The sequence below is a fragment of the Plantactinospora sonchi genome, assembly GCF_036422035.1.
Classification (GTDB): domain Bacteria; phylum Actinomycetota; class Actinomycetes; order Mycobacteriales; family Micromonosporaceae; genus Plantactinospora; species Plantactinospora sonchi.
On the sequence record NZ_JAZGQK010000017.1, the window covers coordinates 226,197 to 244,824 of the forward strand.

12 protein-coding genes and 1 pseudogene are annotated in these 18,628 nt (G+C 71.3%); 7 read left to right on the forward strand and 6 right to left on the reverse strand.

The window, feature by feature from the left end:
• Positions 1-13: 13 nt before the first annotated feature.
• The gene (gene rlmN / locus V1633_RS21150) at positions 14-1,150 is read left to right on the forward strand and encodes a 23S rRNA (adenine(2503)-C(2))-methyltransferase RlmN (protein ID WP_331216097.1); all 1,137 of its coding nucleotides are present in this window, start codon (positions 14-16) and stop codon (positions 1,148-1,150) included.
• 95 nt (positions 1,151-1,245) lie between these two features.
• A complete protein-coding gene (locus V1633_RS21155; protein WP_331216098.1) occupies positions 1,246-2,658 on the forward strand; it encodes a DivIVA domain-containing protein in 1,413 nt (470 codons plus the stop codon).
• A 648-nt stretch (positions 2,659-3,306) separates the two neighbouring features.
• On the opposite strand, the gene V1633_RS21160 is transcribed toward V1633_RS21155, so the two are convergent.
• A complete protein-coding gene (locus tag V1633_RS21160) occupies positions 3,307-3,531 on the reverse strand; it encodes a hypothetical protein (RefSeq protein ID WP_331216099.1) in 225 nt (74 codons plus the stop codon).
• 382 nt (positions 3,532-3,913) lie between these two features.
• On the opposite strand from V1633_RS21160, the gene V1633_RS21165 reads away from it, so the two are divergent.
• Positions 3,914-5,494, forward strand: a complete 1,581-nt coding sequence (locus V1633_RS21165; protein ID WP_331216100.1) for a Rieske 2Fe-2S domain-containing protein — start codon at positions 3,914-3,916, stop codon at positions 5,492-5,494.
• A gap of 7 nt (positions 5,495-5,501) precedes the next feature.
• On the opposite strand, the gene V1633_RS21170 is transcribed toward V1633_RS21165, so the two are convergent.
• The 3 genes from V1633_RS21170 to V1633_RS21180 are packed head-to-tail and all read right to left on the reverse strand — an operon-like array spanning position 5,502 to position 9,640.
• Positions 5,502-7,226 carry an acetolactate synthase large subunit gene (locus V1633_RS21170; protein WP_456238641.1) on the reverse strand — a complete coding sequence of 575 codons (1,725 nt, stop codon included), beginning with the start codon at positions 7,224-7,226 and terminating at the stop codon, positions 5,502-5,504.
• 27 nt (positions 7,227-7,253) lie between these two features.
• The gene (locus V1633_RS21175; protein WP_331216215.1) at positions 7,254-8,891 is read right to left on the reverse strand and encodes a phytoene desaturase family protein; all 1,638 of its coding nucleotides are present in this window, start codon (positions 8,889-8,891) and stop codon (positions 7,254-7,256) included.
• A gap of 23 nt (positions 8,892-8,914) precedes the next feature.
• Positions 8,915-9,640, reverse strand: coding sequence for a TetR/AcrR family transcriptional regulator (locus V1633_RS21180; RefSeq protein ID WP_331216102.1), 726 nt, complete (start codon positions 9,638-9,640; stop codon positions 8,915-8,917).
• A gap of 110 nt (positions 9,641-9,750) precedes the next feature.
• On the opposite strand from V1633_RS21180, the gene V1633_RS21185 reads away from it, so the two are divergent.
• Positions 9,751-11,985: an MMPL family transporter gene (locus V1633_RS21185; RefSeq protein ID WP_331216103.1), complete on the forward strand. Its 2,235-nt coding sequence runs from the start codon at positions 9,751-9,753 to the stop codon at positions 11,983-11,985.
• A gap of 14 nt (positions 11,986-11,999) precedes the next feature.
• On the opposite strand, the gene V1633_RS21190 is transcribed toward V1633_RS21185, so the two are convergent.
• Complete coding sequence (locus tag V1633_RS21190; protein ID WP_331216104.1) at positions 12,000-12,863, reverse strand: YhjD/YihY/BrkB family envelope integrity protein; 864 nt, start codon at positions 12,861-12,863, stop codon at positions 12,000-12,002.
• Positions 12,864-13,009: 146 nt separating this feature from the next.
• Between V1633_RS21190 and V1633_RS21195 the strand changes: the two genes are divergently transcribed.
• Positions 13,010-13,555 (forward strand): GNAT family N-acetyltransferase, encoded by a 546-nt coding sequence (locus tag V1633_RS21195; protein ID WP_331216105.1) that lies wholly within the window; start codon positions 13,010-13,012, stop codon positions 13,553-13,555.
• A gap of 177 nt (positions 13,556-13,732) precedes the next feature.
• Entirely contained in the window at positions 13,733-14,173 is a 441-nt protein-coding gene (locus tag V1633_RS21200; RefSeq protein ID WP_331216106.1) for a hypothetical protein, read from the forward strand.
• A 116-nt stretch (positions 14,174-14,289) separates the two neighbouring features.
• Here V1633_RS21200 and V1633_RS21205 read toward each other — a convergent pair whose 3' ends face one another.
• Entirely contained in the window at positions 14,290-17,385 is a 3,096-nt protein-coding gene (locus V1633_RS21205; protein WP_331216107.1) for a DNRLRE domain-containing protein, read from the reverse strand.
• Positions 17,386-17,825: 440 nt separating this feature from the next.
• Between V1633_RS21205 and V1633_RS37030 the strand changes: the two are divergent.
• A pseudogene (locus tag V1633_RS37030) lies at positions 17,826-18,611 on the forward strand (hypothetical protein); the annotation flags it as partial.
• Between the last annotated feature and the right edge of the window lie 17 nt (positions 18,612-18,628).

Below are 18,628 nucleotides of genomic sequence, written 5' to 3' on the forward strand. Positions count from 1 at the left end.
GACTGGACAGGCCATGACGAGCCTGCCCTTGATCCAGATCGCCCCCGAGACCCAGGTCGGGTCCACTCCGTCGCGTCGCGCCGCCCTGCCGCCCCGGCATCTCGCCGACCTCGACCTGCCCGGTCGCCAGGCCCTCGTCGCCGAGCTCGGCGAGCCGGCCTTCCGGGCCCGTCAGATGTCGACGCACTACTTCGGCCGGCTGGTCCGGGATCCGGAGCAGATGACGGACCTGCCGGCGGCCACCCGGGAACGGCTCGCCGAGGCGTTGCTGCCGAAGCTGCTCACCCCGGTCCGCGAGGTCGCCTGCGACGACGGGGCGACCCGCAAGGCGTTGTGGCGGCTGCACGACGGGTCGATGGTCGAGAGCGTGCTGATGGGTTACCCGGACCGGGTCACCGTCTGCATCTCCAGCCAGGCGGGCTGCGGGATGGCGTGTCCGTTCTGCGCCACCGGACAGGCCGGGCTGACCCGTAACCTCTCCACCGCGGAGATCGTCGACCAGGCGGTCCATCTCGCCGGAGTGGCCGCCTCCGGCGCGGTCGCCGGCTCCCCGCCCCGGCTGTCCCACGTCGTCTTCATGGGCATGGGCGAGCCGTTGGCCAACTATTCACGGGTCATCGGCGCGGTACGACGGCTGACCGCCCCCGCCCCGGAAGGGCTCGGCCTCTCCCAACGGCACATCACGGTCTCCACGGTCGGCCTGGTCCCCGCGATGCGGCGGCTGGCCGAGGAGGGCCTGTCGGTGACTCTTGCGTTGTCGCTGCATGCGCCCGATGATGAGCTGCGCGACGAACTGGTCCCGGTCAACCAGCGGTGGAAGGTGGCCGAGGTGCTGGACGCCGCGTGGAACTACGCGGAGCGTACGGGGCGCCGCGTGTCCATTGAATACGCGATGATCAGAGATGTGAACGATCAGCCGTGGCGTGCCGACCTGCTCGGTCGGCTGCTGGCAGGTCGGCTTACCCACGTGAATCTGATTCCGCTCAACCCGACTCCGGGCAGTCGCTGGGATGCGAGTCCGAAGCCGGTCGAGCGGGAGTTCGTTCGACGCCTTCGCGCGGCTGGTGTCTCGACCACGGTCCGGGACACCCGTGGGCGCGACATCGACGGCGCCTGCGGCCAGCTGGCCGCCGCGGCGGTGGCGCAGTGATCGGACGGGGTACAGGGCTTGACAGTGCTGCTCGCGGCGCCGACCCGCGCAGCGGGACGGCATGAGCGAGTGAAGCGAGCGAACCAGGAGACATAGTGGCGAGTCAGGGTCAGCGTTTCCGGCGCAAGGCGCTCCGGCGGGGCTACAAGGTCGAAGAGGTGGACTCGTTTCTGGACCGTGTCGAGGCCACGCTCGCCGGTGAGGCCATCGGGACACCCGTCGCCTCCCAGGAGGTGCACGACGTCGTCTTCCGAGTGCGCTTCGGAGGGTACGACGAGTGGCAGGTGGACCTGCACCTTGACCGGGTCGAGCGGCAGATCGCCGAGCTGGAGGAGCGGGGCGGCGGCCGGGGCGGCGATCCCCGGATGAGCGACCGCGGCGCGCCGCCGGACCGACTCGGCCCGCCGGATCGAATGGGCCCGCCGGATCGAATGGGCCCGCCGGAGCGCTTCGGCCCGCCTGGTGCGCCGGCCGACCGGATGGGTCCGCCGATGCGTGACGACCGTGGCCTGCCCCCGGGTGCACCGCCCCCACGGCCGATGCCGGCCCAGGTCGGTCCGTCCGGTGACCCGTACGGCCAGTACGACGAGCCCACCAGCACGTTCGGTGGCTTCGAGCCGAAGCGTGGTGCGATGGAGCCGCCGCGAGGTGGTTTTGACCCACAGCGGGGTGGTTTTGATCCGCAGCGTGGTGGGGAGCCGCCGAGGGGTGGTTTTGACGTGCCGCCGAGGGGTGGCTTCGATCCGCAGCGTGGTGGGGAGCCGGCCAGGGGTGGCTTCGACCCGCAGCGTGGTGGGCCGGAACCGCAGCGGGGTGGTTTTGATCCGCAGCGTGGTGGGGAGCCGCCGAGGGGTGGTTTTGACGTGCCGCCGAGGGGTGGCTTCGATCCGCAGCGTGGTGGGGAGCCGCCCAGGGGTGGCTTCGACCCGCCGAGGGGTGGTTTTGATCCGCAGCGTGGCCCGGCTGCTCCGATCCCGCCCCGTGCCCCGGGCGGCCCCGGCGGCCCTGGCGGCCCGGGGCCGGGCTTCGGCCCCGGCGAGCGGTTCGACGGTTTCGACGCCGGTCGGCAGGGCAAGGCGGACATGACGGCCGAGATCCGGATGCCCGACCGGGAGTTGCGAGGGCCGGCTCGGGGCATGGGCGCACCGGCCGGTGGCCCGCCAGCCGGTGGCCCACCCATGGGTGGACCTCCGCCGATGGCCGGACCGCCGATGGGTGGACCTCCGCCGATGGCCGGACCGGGATTTGGCGGCCCGGGCGGTGAGATGGCTCGGATCGACCACATCCGCCGTACCTTCCAGGTACGGCGCTTCGGCAGCGGCTACGACCCGGAGCAGGTCGACCGGTTGTTCGAGGGGATTCTCGGCAGCATGTCCGGGCGTGGCCCGATGCCGGTGAATCCCACCGATCTCGACACCATGCGGTTCGGTCTGGTGCCGGGCGGCTACTTCGAGGCCGAGGTTGACGCCGCGCTCAAGGAGGTCAAGGACCTGCTGCTCGGCAAGTGACCGCGTCTCGCCGGTCGGGAGACCACGGATCGTGTCGCGCGGGTCGTCGCCTGCTCGTGCTCGTGGCCCGACGACGCCCGTGCACCGGTACGAGGCGCAACGGTTGACGCGGCCGGCGCGCCGGGTACGACGCCGCAGGGATCGGCACGGGCGACGCGACCGGCTCGGTCGAAGCCGAGACCGGCTCCTGCCGCTGCCGCAGCGGTTCGGCAAGGGCGGTGGTGCGCCGTCCGGTGTGACGGATGCCAGCGTCGTGCCGCCAGCGTCGTGCCGCCGGCGGCGTGGTCGGCGCGATGCTTCTCCCGTGATGTGGCGGAACCCTCGCGAGATGGCGGCGCATTGCCGCAGCGCCGTGCGTGGAGTCACCACAGGTGGGCGGATCCGGGTTGCCGTGCGGCGAACAGAGCAGCACCGCAGGCTACGAGAGAGTTTGTCGTAGGCAGCGGACCTGCGTACCCCGGTCGGGCGTCGTGTGCGTGAGGGGTGAAGGCCGAAGAGCCCCGGGGCCGAAGAGTGGGGCCAGCGCCGCAGGCCGGCCGCGTGTGTCGCGGTGGTGGGACAGGCGTGCGCCGGTCGGGCTGCGTCCGCCGGAGGGGCGTCCAGAGTCCGACCGGCGCCGTCAGCAGCGCGGGCGACGCGGCGCAGGTCCTAGGAGCGCAGGCCGTTGCGGCGCAGGACGCTGTCGCCGATGACGACGACGACCAGGAAGGCGGCGATGCCGCCGAGCCAGAGCTTCTCGGTGCCGCTCACCTCGTTGTTGTTGAACATCATCGCCACCATGGCGGCCGCGGAGACGAGCGCTCCGATCCGGCCTGCCTTCCGATGGCCCGGCTTGTGTTGGTCGGGTGACGTCACCGGCTCGCTTCCAGCCACTTTCCGGTCCTTCCTCACGATCGGATCCTGGTAAGTCTGGCATGTGTCGTGGAGGCGGCGTGGCCGGCCTCCGCCCTCCGAGGCCAGCACCTCGGGTCGGGCCCGCCTTCGTCTGGCAGCTCGGTACCGCATCGGGTGAACCCGGAGCCGAGGCGCGGCGGCACGAGCGGCGCCGACCCGGGCGGGATCCGGTCAGCACCGGTCGGCACGCGGTACGGCCCGATCGGGGTCATCGTCCCGGGCTGACCGGTACGGCGAACGGGACCGACGGGCACAACCGGACGTCGCGGGTTGGTCGGGCGGAGCGCTCCGGTAGCGTTTGGCGTACGCCTTGATTGTCTGCAAGCGGGACGAGACAGCTGATGTCTAGGGGGATAGTGCGGTGCGACTGACCGGTACGGGCCACGCGAGTATGCGGATCGACACCGGCGCGGGGAGCATCCTCTGCGACCCGTGGGTCAACCCCGCCTACTTCGCCTCATGGTTCCCTTTTCCGGACAATTCACAGCTTGACTGGGAAAGTCTGGGCCAGGTGGACTACCTGTACGTCTCGCACCTGCACCGGGACCACTTCGACGCGGCCCACCTGAAGAACTTCATCTCGAAGAAGGCGACGGTGCTGCTGCCGGAGTACCCGACCTCGGAGCTGGAGGACGAGCTCCGCGAGCTGGGATTCACCAGCTTCTTCCGGACGAAGACCAACGAGGTCCACGAGCTGGACGGTGGCCTGAAGGTCATGATCCAGGCGTTGACCAGCCCGACCGACGGCCCGATCGGCGACTCCGCGCTCTGGGTGGAGTACGACGGCGTACGGGTGCTGAACCAGAACGACGCCCGCCCGACCGACCTCAGCACCTTCGCCGAGCTGGGACACGTGCACGCGCACCTGCTGCAGTTCTCCGGCGCCATCTGGTACCCGATGGTCTACGAACTGCCCGCCGCCGCCAAGACCGCGTTCGGCAAGCAGAAGCGGGACCGGCAGTTCGACCGGACCTGGCGTTACATCGACGACCTCAAGGCGTCGTACGTCTTCCCGATCGCCGGTCCGCCGTGTTTTCTCGACGACGAGCTGTGGCAGTTCAACGACATCCACGGCGACGAGGGCAACATCTTCCCCGACCAGTCGGTCTTCATGCGGGAGTACGCCAAGGTCGGCGGCACCAACGGAGTGGTCCTGCTGCCCGGCAGCGTGGCGGAACTGACCACGGAGAGCTGCGAGACCAGCCACCCGACGCCGGTCGACGAGTTCTTCGCCGACAAGGTCGCGCACCTGGAGGAGATGCGGGAGCGCAAGCGCCCGATCATCGAGGCGGAGAAGGCGTCCTGGCGGCACCCCGAGATCGACGTGCTCAAGGAGATGAAGCAGCGGATCGAACCGCTGCTGGAGGAGTCGATCTATCTCGCCAAGGGTGTCGGCGGTCCGGTCCGGTTCGATCTGGTCGGCTACGACGGCGAGTCGATCGAGTCCATCGTGGTCGACTTCCCCGGCAAGCAGGTCCGGCCCTACGCGGACGAGAAGGTGCGGTACCGGTTCCGTACCGAGCGGGCGTTGATCGAGCACCTGCTGCACATCGGCGAGGTGGACTGGGTCAACTCGCTCTTCCTCTCCTGCCGGTTCTCCGCCGCCCGGATCGGCCAGTACAACGAGTTCGTCTACTCCTTCTTCAAGTGCCTCTCCGAGGAGCGCCTCCAGTACGCCGAGGGCTGGTACGACGAGCACGAGCGGGCGGTCGACGCCGAGGACATCACGATCGGCGACTGGGTGGTGCAGCGGCGTTGCCCGCACCTGAAGGCGGACCTGAGCCGGTTCGGCATCGTCGAGGACGGCCAGCTCACCTGCCAGCTGCACGGCTGGCGGTTCGACCTGGCCAGCGGACGTTGCCTGACCAGCGTCGGGCACCGGATCCGGGCGCACCGTGCCGACGCGCCGGCGCCTGAGCCCAGCCCGGAGCCGGCCGGCTGAGGCACGGTCACGCGACAGGTGGGATGACCGCTTCGATCAGGTACGGGCCCGGCTCGGTGACGGCCCGGGCGAACTGCTCGGCCAGTTCCTCGGCGGTGGTGGCGCGGCTGCCGGGCACACCGAACGCGCGGGCGAGCCCGACGAAGTCGATGTTCGGTTCGCCGAGGTCCAGCAGCCTGTTCGTGTGTGGGTCCGAGTCGCCGGGTCCGAGGCGGTGCCATTCCTCGCGGAGGATGGCGTAGGACCGGTTGTTCAGGATCACGTTGGTGATGTTCAGGTTCTCCCGGGCCTGGGTCCAGAGCGCGGAGAGCGTGTAGATGGCGCAGCCGTCGGCTTCGAGCGCGATGACGGGCCGGCTCGGCGCGGCGACGGCGGCACCGACGGCCAGGGGCAGACCCTCGCCCATCGCGCCGCCGCACATCGCCAGCACGTCGTGCCGGGGTGCGCCGGCCGTCGCGGCCGGCAACCCGATCCCGGAGCTGATGGTCTCGTCCACGACGATCGCGTGCTCCGGCAGCAGGGCGCCGATCACCGCCGGCCAGTTCTCCACGGTGAGCGGGCCGCTTGGCAGCCCCGGACGGCCCGGTTCCGTCACCGCCGGTTCGTGGTCGGGGGCGACCAGGTCGGCCAACGCGGTCAGCGCCGCGACCGCGTCCTGCCCGACCTCGGCGAGCACGTGGGCCTGCGCGCCGTCCGGGATCAGGCAGCTCGGCCTGCCCGGGTAGGCGAAGAACGCCACCGGCACCGGGGTACCGGCGACGATCACGTGCCGGACCCCGTCGAGTTGCCCGAGGACCCCCTCCGGATAGAAGCCGAGGCGCGGGAACGACGGCAGCCCGGCCCCGTGTTCCAGCCGGCTGGAATAGGTCTCCAGGAAGACCCGGGCGCCGGTGCCGGCCGCGATCCGGCTCGCCGCGCACAGTCCGGCGGCGCGTCCCGCCGGGCCGCCGATGATCAGTGCCGCCTCGTCCCCGCCGCGCAGCACGTCGGCGATCCGTTCGACGACGACGGAGGTGGCGGCCGGCGTCGGCCGGGGCCGCACCGGCGTTCCGTCCGCGCCGCCGTCGGTGCCGACGCCGTCGGACCACGACACGTCCGCAGGCATGATCAGGGTGGCGATCTGGCCTGGTGGTTCGAGTGCCGCCGCGATCGTCGACACCGCGTCCGGGCGTACGCCGGCGGCGTTCGCGGGCCGGCGGACCGGTCCTCTCAACGACCGGGCAACGGTCTCGATGTCCGACTCCAACGGCGGATCGTACGGCTTGTGGTACGTCGGATGGTCGCCGACGATGTTCACGACCGGCGAGTTCGCCCGCCGCGCGTTGTGCAGGTTCGACAGGCCGTGTCCGAGGCCCGGCCCGAGGTGCAGCAACGTCGCTGCCGGCTTGCCCGCGATCCGCGCGTATCCGTCCGCCGCGCCGGTGGCCACCCCCTCGAACAGCCCGAGTACGGCACGCATCCGCGGCACGGAGTCCAACGCGCCGACCAAATGCAGTTCGGTTGTTCCCGGGTTGGTGAAACAGACCTCGACCCCTGCGTCGGCAAGGGTATTCAGCAGCGACTCCGCCCCGTTCACGACCGCGACCGCCCTTCGACCCGCCGTCGACACCAGCGGCCGGATGGCCGGGACGGCGAGAGACTCTGGGCAGGAGCGTAGCCGCCCGAACCAGGTGAAATCGCCGTATTCGGACTGGCAGGTGAGTCGTCGCGACCGGACGTGGTCCGCCGGCACCAGGATCGGTCGCCCGCGGCGGGGGACTCAGCGGCCGAGGTCGGTGAGGATCCGCCGGGCCGCGTTGTGTCCGGCGGCGCCGATCACGCTGCCGGCCGGGTGGCAGCCGGCGCCGCCAGCGTACAGCCCGTCGAGTCCGGTGGCGTAGGGCATCCGGTCGGTGAACGAGACCGTGTTGTCGACGTGGTGGATGTGTCCGCCGGTGATCCCGAAGTGCGCCTCGATCCCGGGTGGGGTCAGCGGTAGCACGTCGGCGACCAGGTCGGAGGTGCCCGGGGCGTACCGGTCGCAGATCGCGAGCAGTTGCTCGACGTAGCCGGGGAGCAGGTCGTCCCAGGACGAGTCGGCCGGGGCGTACGGGACGGACTGGACGAAGAGCGCGGACGAGTGGTGCCCCGCCGGGTCCCGCAACGACGGGTCGACGGTGGTGTGCAGGTACCACTCGATGGTCGGCTCGGCCGGCAGCCGGCCGGCCTGGACGTCCGCCCACATGCCGCGCAGCGCCGCCATCGGCGACTCGTCCCCACCGCCGCCGGGCAGCAGGGACGCCGACCCCGGCAGCAGGTGGATGGTGGCGCCGAACGGGCTCGGCGCGTCGGCCGGCAGGCAGGAGAACGTCGGCAGGTCGGCCAGGGCCAGATTGACCTTGAGGGTGGTGCCGGTCCGGCGGACCGCCGCCATCCGTTCGGTGAGCGCGGCCGGCAGCGCGCCGTCGGGCACCAGCTCCATCAGCCGGTACGGGTCACCGGCGCCGAGCACCACCTCGGCCGCGATCGTCCGGCCGTCGTCGAGTACGACACCGCTGGCCGCGCCGCCGTCGAGGGTGACCGAGGCGACCGGCGTACCGGTGAAGATCCTGGCTCCGGCGGACCGGGCGGCGTCGGCGAAGGTCCGGGAGACGGTGCCCATGCCACCGGCGACGATCATCCAGGTGCCGCCGGCGCCGGGCAGCCGGCACATGTTGTGCGCCAGGAAGTTGTATCCGGTGCCGGGGTCGTCCGGGCCGGCGTTGAGCCCGGAGAGGCCGTCGGTGACGGCGTACATCGAGACCAGCAGTTCGGAGCGGAAGTCGAACCGGGCCAGGTAGTCGGCGACCGAGCCGCGTACCAGGTCGACGAAGACCCCGCGCAGCTTGGGCCGGACGTGGCGGTCGGCGATCTCCTCCGCCGGTTGCGGTTCGGCGAGCCAGGCCGGGGCCAGGTCCTCGCGGAGCGCGGCGAGTTCGGCCTGCATCGCGTCGTCGGCGGCCACGTCGTCGAGGGAGAAGAACCGGGTCATCTGGGCTCGGGTCGCCTCCCGGTCGGCGCCGAACAGCAGGTACGGCGAGCCGGGCCCGCCCGGGGTGGGCAGGAAGTAGTGCGGGTCCCGGCGCAGGGTGGGCAGTCGCACGTCGAGCAGCTGGATCAGCTCCGGCGGCATCAGCCCGAGCAGGTACGAGCCGGTGGAGTGCCGCAGTTCGGGAACCTTGGGGAAGGGCCGCTCGGTACGGGCGGCCCCGCCGATCGTGTCGGCCGCCTCCAGCACCACCACGTCGAGGCCGGCGCGGGCCAGCAGTACCGCGGCGACCAGTCCGTTGTGTCCGGCCCCGACGATCACGACGTCGGCCCGGCCCGGCAACTCGACCTCGGCCTGGTTCGGCAGGGTCACGTCGGCCCGGCTCGGCATGTCGGCGGTCATGTCCGGGGAGCCTAGCCCGAACCGTCCCCGGTGGTGGCGGCTCCCGGGGAGAGTCGGGTCAGGTAGGCCGCCAACTCGGTCTCGAAGAGCGCGTCCGGATCGGACACCGCCCACCGGAGGTGGTGGTAGACCTCCATGGAGACCATGCCGTAGAGCGACGTCCAGCCGGTCAGGAAGACGTACGCCACCTCGACCGGCAGGTCTCCGTGGCTGCGGATCAACGGGCCGAGGGAACCCGCCAGCCGGCGGTGGAGCAGGTCGGCCGGCGGGGTGGGGAACGGCGCCCGGTGCCACAGTTCCAGGAAGGCCCGCAGGAACACCGCGCCGAACCGGGCTCCGGGGTGGTTCTCGTCGAGGCAGGCCTCCTCGAAGGTGTCGATGCCGGGGATCGGACTTCCGAAGGCGAGCATGAACTCGGCCGGGTGGGCGACCGACCAGGCCCGGAACGCCCGCGCCATGGCGGCCAGCTGGGTGAGCGGGTCCTCGCCGGCCGCGTCCCGGGCGGCCTGGACCTGTTGTCGCAGTTCGTCGTAGAGGTCGCCGGCGAGTTCGACGACCAGCGCCTCCAGGCTGGGGAAGTACCGGTAGATGGCGGGCGCGGTCATGCCCATCTCCCGGGCGATCGCGCGCAGGGAGATCGCCGGTGGACCGCCGGTCACCAGCAGTCGCCGCGCCCCGTCCTTGATCTCGGCGACCGTCGCGGTACGCAGACGCTCCCGGCGAGTGGGTGCCGTCATGACGAGCCCCCCTTGACTTTAGAGAACGTCTGTTGCGAAAGTGAACAGCGTTTACCTGAATGATTGCTCGTTACGGGTAAGACCTTAACGGCCGACGGGGAGGACGGGCCATGTTCACGTGGTGGGGGCGAGCGGTGGTCCGACTCCGGTGGCGGGTGCTGGGTGCCGCCCTGCTGCTGGTCGCCGTCGGCGCGACCTGGGGCGTGGGGGTCTTCGGCACGCTGACCGGCGGCGGGTTCGACGATCCGGCCAGCGAGTCGAGCCGGGCCGCCGCCAGGATCGACGCGGAACTCGGCAACCAGAGCGCCGACCTGATCCTGCTCTACTCCAGCCCGACCAGCACCGTCGACCAGCCCGCCTTCCGGGACCCGGTCACCGCCACCCTGGACCGGCTGCGGCAGCGGCCGGAGATCGTCAAGGTGACCAGCTGGTACGACACCCAGGCGCCGAACCTGGTCGCCCACGACCGGCACGCGACGTACGCGCTGGTGCAGCTGCGGGGCAGCGGTCCGGACGAGCGGAGCGAGGCGTACGACACGGTGCGGCCGGCGCTGGACGCCCCCGGCGTCACCACCCAGGCCGGAGGTAACGTCGCCTTCCTCGCGGAGGCGAACGAACAGACCGCCGAGGACCTCACCCGGGCCGAGCTGCTCTCCCTGCCGATCCTGCTGGTCCTGCTCATCCTGATTTTCCGTGGACTGGTCGCCGCCGCCACCCCGCTGCTGGTCGGCGGGCTGGCCATCCTCGGCGCGTTCGTCCTGGTCCGGCTGCTCGGCACGGTCACCGACATCTCCGTCTTCTCGATCAACATCATCACGCTGATCGGGCTCGGCATGGCGGTCGACTACGCGCTCTTCATCGTCAGCCGCTTCCGGGAGGAACTCGCCGCCGGGCATCCCGTGCCGGCGGCGATCGCCCACACCATGGGCACCGCCGGGCGGACCGTGCTGGTCTCCGGACTCACCATCACCACCGCACTGGCCAGCCTGCTCATCTTCCCGCAGTCGTTCCTCAGGTCGATGGGGCTGGGCGGGATGGCGGCGGTCCTGGTGGCGATGCTCGCCTCGCTGACCGTACTGCCGGCTCTGCTCGCGGTCCTCGGCACCCGGATCAACGCGCTCGCCGTACGCCTGCCGGGCCGGCGCCGCGCGGACCGCGCCCGGCCGGACGGAACGGACCGCGCCCGGCCGGCGACGGACCGGCCGGGCGTACCGCCGGCCACGGTGGGCAACTCCGGCGGCTGGGCGCGGCTGGCCCGCAGCGTGATGCGGCGCCCGGTGCTGTACCTGGTGGGGGTCGTCGCGGTGCTGGCGGTGCTCGCCACGCCGTTCTTCCGGATGGAGGCCGGCGGCTTCGACGAGCGGGTACTGCCCGGCGACGCGCCGCCCCGGGTGGTCGCCGAACGGATCCAGGCCGAGTTCCCGAACGGGAACGTCGCCCCGATCGCCGTGCTGGTCTCCGGCGCCGACGCCGGGCCGACCCGCGGCTTCGCCGACCAGCTGACCCGCCTGCCCGGGGTGACCGGCGTGGAGGTCACCGCCAACCAGGGCCGGTCGACCCTGCTGGCGGTGACCTATCCGGGCGAGCCGACCGGGCCGGTCGCCGAGGACGTCGTACGGCTGGTCCGCGACCTGCCCGCACCGGCGGGTGCCGAGGTGCTGGTCGGCGGGCGGCCCGCGGCCGACCTGGACATGCTGGACAGTCTTACCTCCCGGCTGCCGTTGATGGCCGGGATCATGGCCGCCGCCACGCTGGTGCTGCTCTTCCTCGCCTTCGGCTCGGTGCTGCTGCCGATCAAGGCGGTGCTGATGAACCTGATCTCGATCGGCGCCTCGTTCGGGGTGGTGGTCTGGATCTTCCAGGACGGGCACCTCGCCGACTGGCTGAACTTCACCCCGACCGGCTTCATCGAGCCGAGCAACCCGATCCTGATGCTGGCGGTCCTCTTCGGCCTCGCCACCGACTACGAGGTCTTCCTGCTCTCCCGGGTACGCGAGGAGTGGGATCGTACCGGCGACAACACCCACTCGGTCGCCGCCGGACTCCAGTACACCGGCCGGATCATCACCGCCGCGGCCCTGCTGCTCGCCGTCGTGGTGGCCGGCTTCGCCACCGGCGGCGTGGTCTTCATCAAGCTGATCGGCATCGGGATGATCGTGGCGATCGCGGTCGACGCGACCCTGGTCCGGGCGCTGCTGGTGCCGGCGACGATGCGGCTGCTCGGCCGGTGGAACTGGTGGGCCCCCGGCCCGCTGGCCCGGATCCACCGCCGCTACGGCATCCGCGAGTCGGACGGCGGGCCGCCGGCGGAAACCCAGCAGCCCGTGCTCACCGGGCAGCGGTGACCCGGACCTCGCGGTCAGCCCGGGTCGACGGGCGCGGTGGGCGGGCGGCGGGCGACACGACGGGCGCGCCAACGGGCCAGGGCGAGCGTGGCGGAGTAGCCGGTGAGCACGATCACGTGGAACACGTACAGCCAGAGCAGCACGGCGACGCCGGCGCCGATCCGGTCGAACCCGCCGAACGGTACGCCCAGGTCGATCGGGAGCGAGGCGAAGAGCACGAAGCCGTGCAGGAAGCCGGAGAGGTTCGCCGCGGTGAACGAACCGATGCCGAGCGCGGAGAGCCAGTCCGGCGCGGCCGGGCCGACCACCCGGTACACCCAGAGCAGTACCGGGGTGAGCACCAGCCACACGATCAGGAACGACAGCACCACCCCGAACCCGCCGGTCCAGCCGCCCCGCCGGACCAGCCCGGTGGTGGTCGGCAGGGTCAGCAGCACCGACAGCAGCAGCGCCGGGGCCAGTGCGAGCAGCGGCAGCAGCAGAAGACGCCCGCGCCAGCCGACCAGCGACTCACCGGTCGCCGGCCGGGCGACCGAGACGAACGCCCGACGCAGCCCCTCACCGTAGAGCGAGGCGGGCAGCACCGAGGCGAGCGCCAGCAGTGGTGTCAACGTCACCCCGGCCTCGACCAGCGCGGCCAACGCGCCGGGCGCGCCGATCTCGTCCGGCAGGGTGCGCACCGCGTACGCGGCGAGTCGGCGTACCCGGTCCGCGCCGGCGACCAGTGCGGTCAACCAGATCGCCAGCAGCGCCACGGGCACCACGGCGATCGCCCCGTAGAACGTGATGGCGGCGGCGTGCAACGAGAGGTCACGCCCGCGTACCGGCCGGAAGGCGGCCGCCACGACCCGCCTCGTCCGCTGCCAACCGCCCACCACGAGCCTGTTCCCCGTACCGCGTGTGCTCAGTCCTGACCCGCCGGCGGTGGATGTCCTCGACACCCCGCCGTCGGCCCACGGGTGCCGGGCGGCTGCGGTGGAAATGCCTGGTCGGTCGAAGCCGTCGACGGCTACCATCCGGCGCCATGGCGATGATCTACTCGACGGACCGGCTGGTTGTCCGGGACTGGACGCTGGAGCAGGCTGACCTGGACCGGATTTTCGAGATCTACTCGCGTGCCGAGGTGGCCCGCTTCCTCGCCGCCCCGGGGCTTCCGCTGCGCGAGCCGGCTGCCGCCGCCGAGATGGTGCGCCGCTGGCACGCCCGCAACGCCACGTTCGGGGCGGGCTTCGGCATCTGGGCGGTGCAGCGACGTGACGACGACGTGGTGGTCGGCACGGTGATGCTCAAGCCACTGCCGGGGGTGGACGAGGCGAAGCTGACCGACAACATCGAGGTGGGCTGGCACCTGGACCCGGACTGCTGGGGCCAGGGTTATGCCACCGAGGCCGCCCGGGGCGCGGTCGAGCGCGGGTTCGCGCTCGGGGTCGACGAACTCTACGCCGTCGTCGCGCCCGACAACGAGGCGTCCATGCGGGTCGCCCGCCGGCTCGGCATGACCTCGATCGGCCGTCGTACCGACTGGTACGGCGGAATCGAGGTGGAGACGTTCCACCTCGGTCGGCCCTGACCGTCCTGAGAGGGTGGCACGGCGTATCGAGCCCTCGGGGTAGGAAGGATGGCCCGTCCGAGAGGATTCCGGACGCGACGCTCCTCGGGCTCTTTCTCTATTCGATGCGAGTAACGCGGGTCCGGAACCGATGAGCCGGGAACCGTACGCATATCGATGCCTGAGTAGGATCCGGGCATGCCCATACTCGGACAGTTCAGCGCCCTTGTCGGTGGAGGCGTGCTCTTCATCGGTGACAACGAGAGCGAAGCGGACCAGGATCTCGGCGAGCGCGGGCACCACCCTCTGCTGGACGTGGGGACCACCCAGATCATTGTCGGGGTTCAGAATGGCGCCGCGGACGGTCCTACCACCGTCCGCGTTGCCGCCAACGTTGTCGACGATCCGGTGGGGCCGATTGTTTTCGACGGCACGATACGCATTTCCAGTGGAATCCTACGGGTGGGTGACGGGCTGGATCTGGCGGTGCTCCGGTTTTACGTTCCCGCCGGCGACCTGCCGGTGCAGATTCACGTGGACGCCGATCAGGACGATCTCTGTTCACCGGGGTTCGTCGACATCGTCCTGCCGAAGTTCGGACGGCTCATCGTCAGGTCGGACGGTTCGTTGAGTGGCTGAGAGCGACCGTGTTCCGGCACTTCTGCCGTGCCTGCCCGCGCACGGCAGCGGCCCGGGAATCCGAACGGGCCCGAACAGGAGAGGCTGTTCGGGCCCGTTCAGCACGGGGGAGCGGTTCAGCCGAAGGCGCGTACGCTCGCCAGGTTTTCCGCCAGTACCACCTGTACCGGCGGATTCGTGTTGGTGATGGACGGGTGGTAGACCCGTAGCTGTCCGTCCACGGCGGACCGGACCCACATGTCGGGCACCCGGTCCCCGTTCACGTCCGGGATACCGACCACCGCGCTGATGTTCGTCTCGGTCCAACTGGTCCCGTACGAGACGTCTCCGCTGCGCGAGCCGGCGGCCGTCTTGAGCGAGTCCAGGTTCACGCTGCCCGCGCCCGTGCCCGGCTTGCCGTGCCGGAGATACATGATGCCGGTGTCCAGGTTGCGCCAGAGCAGGTCAGGCGTACCGTCCAGGTCCACGTCCGTCACGTTGACGATCTCCGCACGGCCCCACGCGGTGCCCTGCATCAGGGTCGCCTCCTGGAAGCTCGCGCCGGTGTAGCCGCTGAGCACCCAGAACGCGGTACCGGCCCGCAGCGCCAGGTCCGGGAGCTTGTCGCCGGTGATGTCGCCGATCGCCTTGAGCTGCGTCCAGGTTGTCGGGTTCGGCGCGTTGGCCGGCAGCAGGACCCGCAGCCGCTGGTCGACGTCGAAGCTGCCGTACCCGTCACCGGGGTAGAGCCAGAAACCGCCGTCCGGGGTACGGGCGAACAGGTCGGTGGAGCCGTCGCCCGGGTAGACGTCGGCGTACTTGCTGATCAGTGCGGCCTTGCCGGTCGCCGGGTCGTACCAGTGTCCCGGCGGGTTGAGCTGCCGGTCCGCGGTGTACGAGGCGGTGAGTGAGGCGTGCAGTTCCCCCTTCTCGTCGCCGGCGTAGGTGCGCAGGTTGCCGTCCGCGCCGATCAGCAACAGGTCGGGGAGGCCGTCCCCGCCGGTGTCGCCGGGGCCGTCGGCGGCATCCCTCGGCGGTACGTAGAAGTGGTAGTGCTTCGGGTCGCTCAGGTTGCCGACCGCGTCGAGGGCGTGCACCACGAGCGTGTTGGGACCGGCGTGCCGTGGTCGCAGGGCGGGAACGGTGGCGGTGCCGCCGGTGGCGGTCACCTCCAGCGGGCTGATGCCGCCGAGCGAGTACCGGAACCGGGCCGCCTCGGTGGCGGTGAAGCTGACCGGCCCGGTCCCGCCGAACTTCACCGTGGACCAGGTGGCACCGTCGTCGGTGGCTTCCAGCCAGACGTCACTGTCGACCTGCGGAGTCCCGGGCCTCAGGCCGTCGACGGTGAGCCGGCAGGGGGCGTCGCCGTTCGGGAACCAGTCGGAAACCTTGCCCGCCTCGTCCTCGGCGCGTACGTCCCACGAGTAGCTGACCTTGTCCTCCAGGGTGGTGGAGGGGATGACCACGTCCCCTCTGCCGTTGCTGAGGGTGGTGTCCAGGGTGCCTGCCGGGATCGCGGCCCCGTCCTTCCAGAACCGGAAGCGCAACGCCTTCAGGTTGCCGTCGGCGTCGGTGGCGGTCGCGGCGAGGGTGAGGTTCGTCTTGCCGACCGTCACCCCGGGGCCGGTACCAGGTACGCAGGCGCCGCCCGGGGTCGTGGTGCCGTTGGTCGGCTGGTTGGGGGGCCGGTTGTAGGTGACGCTCAACTCCGTCGAGCTGACCAGGAACTTGCGCCAGGTCACCGTGTCGGACTCGTTTGTCGCGCGCATGCCGAAGGTGAGGTTCGTCGCGCCGCCGTTGGCGGCACGCTGGGCGCCGTCGAGCACGTTGAAACTGACGTACTCGTCGGCGCAGTTGCTGCCGTAGCCGTGCGCGAAGGAGCGCTCCTGCTGCAACCTGCTCCAGGACGGCTGGGCGTTCCAGGTGGTTCCGGAGGAGATGCTGCCGGTGAGCCAGAGCTGCATCTCCCGGGCGCTGCAGTTCCAGGAGTGGTTGTTCAGCATCCTCAGGGTGGCCGAGCTGACCGTGGCGCCCTTGATGGCGGAGCTGTAGCCCATCCGCCAGAAGGAGCGGGCCCGCAGCGGGGTGTTCCGCTCGTAGCCCACCCGGGCGTCGGTGGTGCCCTTGTTGAAGTTGGTGCCGTTCCAGGTGTTGGTGTTGGGGTGCTGCGCGTAGACCGTCGCCCAGGCCTGCCGGCCGCTGGTCAGGGTGGGGTCCAGGAAGACCGGGAAGAGCACGTCCTCGGCGGTGAGCAGCCCGGTGGCGGCGGCGTCGAGGTGCAGCCGGGCCTCGCCGCTGCCGTCGCCGTCCAGCCGGGTGGGTATCCGGGCGTGCCGGGAGCCGGGTTCGCTGCCGTTGAGGCCGGAGAGCCGGAGCACGTCGGAAGGGCTGGCGACAGCGGTGCGGGGTGCTGTTTCGGGCGCTTCCGGATCCTGGCCGGCCGAGTCCCAGGCGAACGGGGTGGGGATCGCGCTGATCTCCTGGCCGGCCCGGTCGAGAATGCGGACGCCGCCGGTGCTCGACTCGTGCCGGAAGACCGCCGTGGCGGAGCGCAGGCCGTAGCCGAGGCTCCGGACCGCCTCGGTGGTGGCTGCCGCGCGGTTCTTGACGATCAGCAGTTGGGCGAGGCTGCCGTCGTCGCGGACGACGACCAGCAGGTCCACTCCGGAACGAACCTCGGGGTAGAGGGCGCGCGGGCCGTCGAGGACCGGTTCCGGCAGCGGCCCGGACCAGGTGTACGCGATGGTGTGGCCGTCCAGGTCCATCTCGGCCAGAACGCTCTCGCCTCCGCTGGTGCCGCCACCGGCCAGGCGTACCGGGACCGGAGGGTTGGCGGGTCGGACGTCGAGGCCGCCGGGGGTCTTCTCGCCCCGGGCCAGCGTGGTGTCGATCGGCGCCCACCGCCCGGTGGCGGTCTTGGCCCGCTGTGCCGTGGCGTGGAACGTGGTGCGCAGTTGGCCGTCGGGGCGTGCCCAGGTCAGCGAGGTGGCGGTGGTGGCCGTGTCCACCGGCACCTCCTGGCCGGTCTGTCGGGCCTCGGTCATCGCGGCCGCCTCGTCCCGGGGCGCTACCGGTGCCGGTGCCGGTACGGCGCCGAGGGCTTCCGTCCGGGGCTCGTCGGAGCCGAGCCACCACGGCAGTGGGGCGGCGACGAGGGCCAGTACGACGCCCAGGCTGAGGGCCAGCCTGGTGCGCGTACGCACGAAGGGACTGAGCAGGCGAGGCGCGATCACGGGGATCTACTCCTGTTGGGCCGGGCGGACATGGGAGACAGCAGGGCAGCCCGTCCGGCGGGGCGCCGGGCAGAACGCGGCCACACGATCGCACGCCGTAGGGGAGTTACGTCTATCCCGTGAAAGTTATCAATACGTTATCCGCGCTCGGAGGCTATCGAGGGTTACGCCGGAAATTGATTCTCTGAGGGCATTTGTGGCTGCGATGTAACGGACATCCGGTGATTGGCCCGTGACGCGACGACTCGTACGGTCCACAGTGTCTGGTGCCGATTGGTACTGTGATCGAAGTCATCCGATTCGCGCTCCGGTCACGTGCGGTGACCTTGAGCGATCGTCGTTGCTGCCGCAGAGTGCACACGCATGTGCCATGCGTGGCATGTGCTCGCGGCCTGTCCGCACCCTCTCTTTCGTTTCGCGCCTGGTGGGAGTCGACGCTCATGCGTGGTACCGGTTTGCTGTCCCGGCGGTGGCACGGCCGTCGGACTCCGGTGAAGCCAGGTCAGCACTGGCGGCGTCGCAGCCGTACGGCGATCGTGCTGGCGCTCTCCGCGACCCTGGTGGCGACGAGCCTGCCCGCTGCCGCCTGGGCGGTGCCCGGCACCGGGATGGACCGGGACGGGATCCAGGTCGACCTGCCGGACATCCCGCAGAGCGCGCGAATCGGCCAGGACGAAGGCGCCGATCCGAACCTGACCACCGCCGCGGCGGTTCCGGTGGTCCCGTACGCGCCGCAGGCCCTCACCCCGTGGCAGCAGGACAGCGGCGTGGTGGACCTGACCGGCGTCGCCGCCGGGGCCAGCGTCCCCGTCGACGACCTGCCGGTCGCCCTCGGCGTGCCGGAGGGCGGTGATCCGGCCGCGGTCGCCGGCGCCTGGACCGTCGACCTCGCCGCTCCCGAGGCCTCCCAGGTCGCCGGGGTGTCCGGGCTGGTCATGAAGATCACCCCGCCGGTCACCGCCGACCCGGCCGGCGAGGTCGTGCTGAGCGTCGACTACACCGCCTTCGCCGACGTGTACGGGCCGCAGGCCGCCGACCGCTTCGGCGTGATGGTGCTGCCCGACTGCGTCTACGACGCCCCGGACACCGGCGACTGCGCCATGGGCGACGGCACCGGGACCCTGGACCTCGCCCCCGGTACGGCACCCATCCAGCCGCTGCGCAGTGAGGTGAGGCTGGTCCCGGCCGCGCAGGCCCCGGCCCGCGCCGCCGTCACCACCGATGACCCCGAGGGCGACGACCC